Source organism: Phyllobacterium sp. P5_D12 (genome assembly GCF_054049495.1).
In genome coordinates this window covers 1-628 of record NZ_JBFUMG010001133.1, presented here as the reverse complement: position 1 = coordinate 628, position 628 = coordinate 1, and the positions used below count along the sequence as shown (strand labels likewise).

Genomic DNA, 628 nt, shown 5'->3' with positions numbered 1-628 from the left:
GAACTGGGTTGAGAATTAAATCGCGGCAGCAAGAGCGGCATGTCCCGACAATTAAAATCGTAATTTCTGTGGAAAACCGGCGCAAAATTACTAAAAGTCAGGCGCTACCGAGGTTCTCATCCTCTGCAAGTGGGCCCCCTCGCCTGAGGATTTCTCGAAGGTTTTTGCCGTCACTTTTCGCCACCCGGCTCAAGACATAGGTCTCCTCACCGTCTGTGATGACCTGATCACCCGATAGTCTGACGGCTTCAATTATTTGGCCGAAATCTTTTTTAGCTTCGATGACAGTCCACGCCATGTGCGCCCGGAATCCTTTGGAGGTAGCACTTGAGTCCTGTATAAAGCAGAACTCGTGGATATTCCACCATAACGGCCACCTGRCATTGTATGAGCAGGAACCGATCACTTCGCGTGCCAAACAACTCGTATCTGTCTTCCCTCTTCGAGAAACCCCAGAACGCGCCACTCTTATTCGGTAGATGGAATTTTGCGACTTATTTGCGCAAAAGTGGAGCTGTTCTCCGCACCGACTTACCCAGTGGAGGCCTTATTGCGGTAAGAACTTTTTCCGGCTACGCATCCCTCAGTATCCGAGTACCCCTCGCCGACCTATGTTTCACAGCTCTTA

1 protein-coding gene is annotated in these 628 nt (G+C 50.4%); it reads right to left on the bottom strand.

Annotation, left to right across the window (positions count from 1 at the left end; genetic code table 11):
* Positions 1–97 precede the first annotated feature (97 nt).
* Positions 98–298, bottom strand: a complete 201-nt coding sequence (locus ACXJ5O_RS29120; RefSeq protein ID WP_457302935.1) for a hypothetical protein — start codon at positions 296–298, stop codon at positions 98–100.
* Between the last annotated feature and the right edge of the window lie 330 nt (positions 299–628).